6 protein-coding genes are annotated in these 5295 nt (G+C 70.2%); 3 read left to right on the plus strand and 3 right to left on the minus strand.

Translation table 11 applies throughout. The annotated features are described in order from the left end of the window. The 3 genes from ACWD1Z_RS36425 to ACWD1Z_RS36435 all read left to right on the plus strand — a co-directional run. Positions 1-982 (plus strand): hypothetical protein (locus tag ACWD1Z_RS36425; RefSeq protein WP_451125057.1); only part of this gene is annotated, 982 nt, incomplete at its 5' end. After that, on the plus strand, positions 946-1632 hold the full coding sequence (locus ACWD1Z_RS36430; RefSeq protein ID WP_451125059.1) for a response regulator transcription factor: 687 nt from the start codon (positions 946-948) through the stop codon (positions 1630-1632). The genes ACWD1Z_RS36425 and ACWD1Z_RS36430, both read left to right, overlap by 37 nt. Before the next feature lie 162 nt (positions 1633-1794). Continuing rightward, positions 1795-2133, plus strand: a complete 339-nt coding sequence (locus ACWD1Z_RS36435; protein WP_451125061.1) for a hypothetical protein — start codon at positions 1795-1797, stop codon at positions 2131-2133. Positions 2134-2269: 136 nt separating this feature from the next. Here the strand turns inward: ACWD1Z_RS36435 and ACWD1Z_RS36440 are convergent, their stop codons facing one another. The 3 genes from ACWD1Z_RS36440 to ACWD1Z_RS36450 all read right to left on the minus strand — a co-directional run bounded on the left by ACWD1Z_RS36440 (position 2270) and on the right by ACWD1Z_RS36450 (position 4816). Then, positions 2270-3091, minus strand: coding sequence for a lipase family protein (locus ACWD1Z_RS36440; protein WP_451125063.1), 822 nt, complete (start codon positions 3089-3091; stop codon positions 2270-2272). Positions 3092-3317: 226 nt separating this feature from the next. Then, a complete protein-coding gene (locus tag ACWD1Z_RS36445) occupies positions 3318-3557 on the minus strand; it encodes a hypothetical protein (protein WP_451125065.1) in 240 nt (79 codons plus the stop codon). Positions 3558-3856: 299 nt separating this feature from the next. Further along, entirely contained in the window at positions 3857-4816 is a 960-nt protein-coding gene (locus tag ACWD1Z_RS36450) for a fatty acid desaturase family protein (RefSeq protein WP_451125067.1), read from the minus strand. Between the last annotated feature and the right edge of the window lie 479 nt (positions 4817-5295).

The raw sequence follows: 5295 nt of genomic DNA on the forward strand, positions 1-5295 counted from the left end.
CCCGGTGCCCGTCCTGGAGCCGACCGAGCACTCCTTGTCCGGCTGGGTGGACCTGGTGACCCGGGGGACCGGCGACTGGGTGGAGATGTCCGGCGCGCGGCTGCTCGCGGGAGCAGCGCTGGCCGCCGGCGTCGTCGCGACCGCCACGTACCCGCCGGGCGGGGCGCTCGGTGACGCGAGCTGGGCGTGGAACACCGTGGGCTGGTTCGGCGTCCTGCTGTTGATGCAGCGCCCGCTGTGGGAGCTGATCACCCTGCTGGTGGCCAACGCGGCTGTCACGGTGGGCTTCCTGGCCGCCGACGGCGCGCTCGACCATGTCACCGTCTCCCGTCTGCTGGCCGCGCTCTACACCACCGCCGGTATCCAGCTGACGTTCGCGTATCTGGCCCGGCTCCTCAACAGCGGTGCCCGGGAGGCCACCGAGGCCGCCGCGGCACACGCGGAGCACCTCGCCCGCGCCACTGCCGACGAGGCCGTGCACGCCGAGCGCCGGCGCCGCTACGAGCATCTGCACGCGAGAGTGGAACCGCTGCTGCGTGGTCTGGCAGAACGCTGGCTGGACCCGGGGGATGACGTCGTACGCCGGCGCGCCGCCGTGGAGGCGGCACGCCTGCGCAGGCTGTTCGCGGAGACGGACGACACCCCGCACCCGCTCCTGCATGAACTTCGTTCCTGTGCCGACATCGCCGAGCGGCGCGGCGTACGCGTCACCCTGCTCAGCTACGGAGACCTGCCCGAGCTGCCGGCATCCGTCCGCCGGGAACTCGCCGAAGGGGCCCTGCTGGTGCTGGCCGCCACGGCCACCGAGGCGCGGATCACCCTGCTGGCGACCCCGGAAGAGGTGGCGGTGAGTGTGGTCGCCGACGCCCCGCCACAGACGGTCGTGGAACCGCCGGGCCCGCTCGCCGTGTCCTTCCTCTACGACCAGGAGGGGGACCAGTTGTGGTGGGAGACCCGATACCCGGTGCGGCCGGCTCGCTGACCGTCGCCATCACCGACGATCATCCGGTCGTCATCGAAGGCATTCAGACGTGGCTGTCCGAGGAGCCGCGGATCTCGGTGGTGTACACCGGCGAAACCCCCGATGTGCCGCCCGGCATCGCGGATGTCCTCATCCTCGACCTGAATCTGCACGGCACACTCGCCATCGACGCTGTCGCCTCACTGGCTGCGGCGGGCCAGCGGGTCATCGCCTTCTCGCAGTTCACCGAGCAGCGCGTGGTACTCGAATCGCTGGAGGTCGGGGCATGCGAGTTCGTCGCGAAGAACGAGGGGCGGGTGCACCTGGTGAACACGGTGCTGGCGGCGGCGGGAGACAGGCCGTACGTCACACCGACGGCCGCGGGTGTCCTGGCAGGTGATCGCGGCGCGAACCGGCCCCAGCTGTCCTCGCAGGAACGCACCGCGCTGCTGTGGTGGTTCCAGTCCATGTCCAAGGCATCGGTCGCCCGGCGCATGGGCGTATCGGTCCACACCGTGGACGTGTACATCCGCCGGGCGAGAGTCAAGTACGCGCAGGTCGGCAGACACGCACCGACAAAGGCCGACATACTGGCCCGCGCGATCGAGGACGGCCTGGTGAAGCCCGACGACATCACAGGCTACGAGTCAGCCGCGGCCGGCGAGGGCTGACTGCCGCGGTACCGCAGCTCGCGGAACCCAGCGCCTTCGCCCACGAGGGCTTTGACCACCCGCACGGGTCCCCGGACCGCCTGGTCAAGGAAGTCCTGATGATATTTTCCAGTCAGCTGGCTTGATCACGCAGGAACTGGGCATGCGAGACCTGTGTCCTCCATGCCTTCCGACCTGCTCGCGCAGGTCCGGCATGCCTTGCTCCAGGCAGGGTTCCACCTGGTCGCGGAAGACGCGGAAGACGGCCGCCCCGGGCTTTCGGTGTCAGAGACCCCAGCCGGCGTGCTGGTGAAATGGACGGCCTCAGACGGGTTCACCGCACTGGCGAAAGATCAGCCGGGCGCCTCCTGCGGCAGCATGCAGGCGATGGTCCAGGCCGCGGTATCGGGCCTGCTTCTCCAGCTGGGACACACCGTCACGGAATCGCCCGACGGTGTTGGCCTGCTCATCCTGGCCGACCGATCGGGCCATGTGCCGCACCTCCTCGGCATCGTGACCTGAACGCTGAGCGCCAACTCGCACCATCCTGCGCCTGCAGCCGCGTGCGGTGCGGCTGCGCCGGGGCGGCCCGGGGCGTCGAACCGGTGACCGTACCAATCGCAGCCTCGGTGATGGCCCTCCGGCGGCTCTTGTCCGCTTATGCGAGGTTCTTCTCCAGGGCTGTGATGTAGGCGTTGATGAGGTGGTCCCGTACCCCGTCGCCGGCCGGGGCCAGGACGTCGGCACTCAGGCCCCTGGCCCGGTCGGTGAGCGAGCCGAGCAGAGGCATGCTCTCGTGCAGCTTTCCGCGTGAATCGATGTAGCGCAGGGCGTCGACGTGGGTGAAGACGGGCTCCGGCGGCATCTGGGGCACGATGTCGTTGTTGTTCACGAAGCGGTACATGCGGTTGCGGAAGCCCTTGTTGTAGGCGGCGGCCAGGAGCCGGTCGCAGGTGCGGGGCTGGCCGTACGTGTACACGCCGTCCGCGGCCAGGCGGGGCTCTTCGAGATACATGCGGGCGCCGGCCAGCATGGCCAGGGCTCCGCCGAGGCTGTGCCCGGTGAACCACACACTCTGACCGTTGGTGCGGTATTCAGCGAGGGTGTCCTTGACCGCCGGGTAGATCGACTCCAGGGCCTCGGCGAAGCCGTGGTGGACGAACCCGGTACCGCCGGGGCCCGGGCGGGGCGGTGTGGTGGCGTCCGAGAGCCAGTCCTTGATCTGGACCGGTTCCGTGCCCCGGAACGCGGTGATGATCATGTTGTCGCTCACCGCGGTGTACGCCTGCGTGTCCTGCAGAGGAAAGGGCGGGCTGAACCGGGTCTGGTGATGCCGGACCCGGTCGAATCCCCACGCGTGCGCCTGCTTCTCGATCGTGGCTTCGTCCGTGTAGGCGAGATCGGATGCCTTGGCCAGCCAGTAGGCATGGGCCAGGCTGTAGCTGGTCGCCCGGTGGTCGATGGTCGTCGGCACGCTCATGCGCAGTTCTCCTCGCCTCAGGTCACCTGGAGCGCCCTCCCGTCCGGCTGGGGGCGCTTTCGCTGCCTTCATACAGGCGGAGATCAAAGTGGCTGGCGACCCGCGCCCGGACTCTCACTCGAACGCCTTTGCAGCCGCGTCCAGACCTGGGCGGCACAGGGTTGGCGACTGCCACGCGGAAGGCGGGAGGTCAGTTCGGCGGCCGTCCGCGGGTGGCGTGGCGTGCTCATGGCCGGCTGCGGGGGGTAGAACTGGCGCCCGGTGCCGGTAGGCGCCAATGGGTCCGTCGCTCCTGGTTGAGCGCGGGGTGGGGCTGGTACTGCTTGTGGTGCCAGATGGGGTGGTCGACCGGGGTGTCGTGGAGGAACCAGGCGACCATGAGCCGGCTGAGGGTCTGTGTGATCAGGCAGCCCAGGATGCGGTCCAGCCGGGCCAGCGGTCCGACGGCGGCGACGGTGGCGGCCATACGGTGGTGCGTGCGCCGCGGTGCGACGGGCAGGGGCAGCATCCAGCCGATCACGTGGACGCCGTACCGGTTGAATCACCCGCCATCGCCCGCGCTCTGGGTTCCCGAGGCTGCACGTCAGCGCGCTGGATGCGGCAGCCGCAGCGAGGCAACCGACATGCGGATCCTGGGACAGGGCGAAGAGCACCTGCGTCGCTGCTGGGAACGACTTGCTCTGGTGTACTCCGATCCGGCCGCCCTTGAGTGTGCGTTCCGCCGGTTGCCCCTGGGGCGGGTCAGCTGCTGTGGGCGGGCGGAGGTCACGCGCGGGCGGTGCTGATGCGGGCTCGCCGCAGTGGCGCTCCTGCTCGGTGGAGGCTGGCGAGTGCCTGCTGGTAGGAGGCGATCAGTCCGGTTTCCAGGTAGTCGACTCCCAGGTCCTGGCAGTAGCGGCGGACGATGGGCCGGGCCTTGCGCAGGTGGGGGCTGGGCATGCTGGGGAACAGGTGGTGTTCGATCTGGTGGTTCAGGCCGCCCAGGGCGAGGTCGGTGAGCCTGCTGCCGCGTACGTTGCGTGCGGTGAGGACCTGGCGGCGCAGGAAGTCGGGGCGGTCGTTACCGGTGAGGATCGGCATGCCCTTGTGGTTGGGGGCGAAGAGGCAGCCGAGGTAGAGGCCGAACAGGCCCTGGTTGACGGCCAGGAACGCGATCGCCATGCCTGGCGGGAGGACGAGGAACAGCGCGGTCAGGTAGGCCGCGATGTGCCCGTAGAGCAGCACGCCGTCCATGGCTCGGTTCTTCAGGGCGCGGTTGCTCAGCGCCCGCGCGCTGGAGACGTGAAGGTTGATCCCTTCGAGCAGGAGCAGGGGGAAGAAGAGGAACGCCTGCCAGCGGCCGATGAGTCTGGGCAGTCCGGTTGCCACGCGGGCCTGAGCCTCGGACCACACGAGCAGGTCGGGGGCGATGTCGGGGTCGAGATCCTCGTGGTTGGGGTTGGCGTGGTGGCGGGTGTGTTTGTCCTGCCACCATCCATAGCCCATTCCGATCGCGGCCCCCGCGATGCGGCCGGACGTCTCGCTGGGCCGGCGTCGGCGGAAGACCTGGCGGTGGGCGACGTCGTGGGCGAGCAGAGCCACCTGTCCGAACATCACGGCCAGGAACGCGGCGACCGCAAGCGTCCACCAGCTGGCGCCGATGAGGACGAACGCGCTCCAGCCGCCGGCGTAGGCGACGGCCACGGTGATGGACCGGACGGTGTAGTAGCCGGGGCGCCGATTCATCAGGCCCGCCTCGGCGATCTTCTTGGACAGGCGGGCGAAATCGCTGCCGCCCACGGGGGGGGGGCGGGCGACGGGGTGGGGTATGCGTGGTCATGCTGTTGCTGTGTCCTTCCCGGCTGATGGGCCGCGGCCGGCCGGGCGGTGTGCCGGATTCGGGCGGCGGCAAGTCGAGTACCCGCATTCCTCGTGGGCACGGCAGCCGGGGCGCTCGTCAGAGTTTGCGGGTGTCGCGGGGCTCGACGTAGGGCCCGGTGGCGGGTGGATGGCCGCTGTCGATGGCCCGGGCGCGTCCTCTGGGTAGGTCGGTTTCGGCTTCCTCGTCGGCGGAGTCGAGCCTCTGTCCAGGCGGCAGGTCTCGTCGTGATCTGTGCGGTGGCGGGGGATGGCCCGCCCCTTCCGAGCGGTGGGGGGGGGGGGCCAGGGGGCGGCGGCGGGGGGAGCGGCCGAGGGGGTGGGCCGGAGGCGGGGGGGGGGGGGGC

The organism is Streptomyces sp. NPDC002784, from assembly GCF_053592135.1.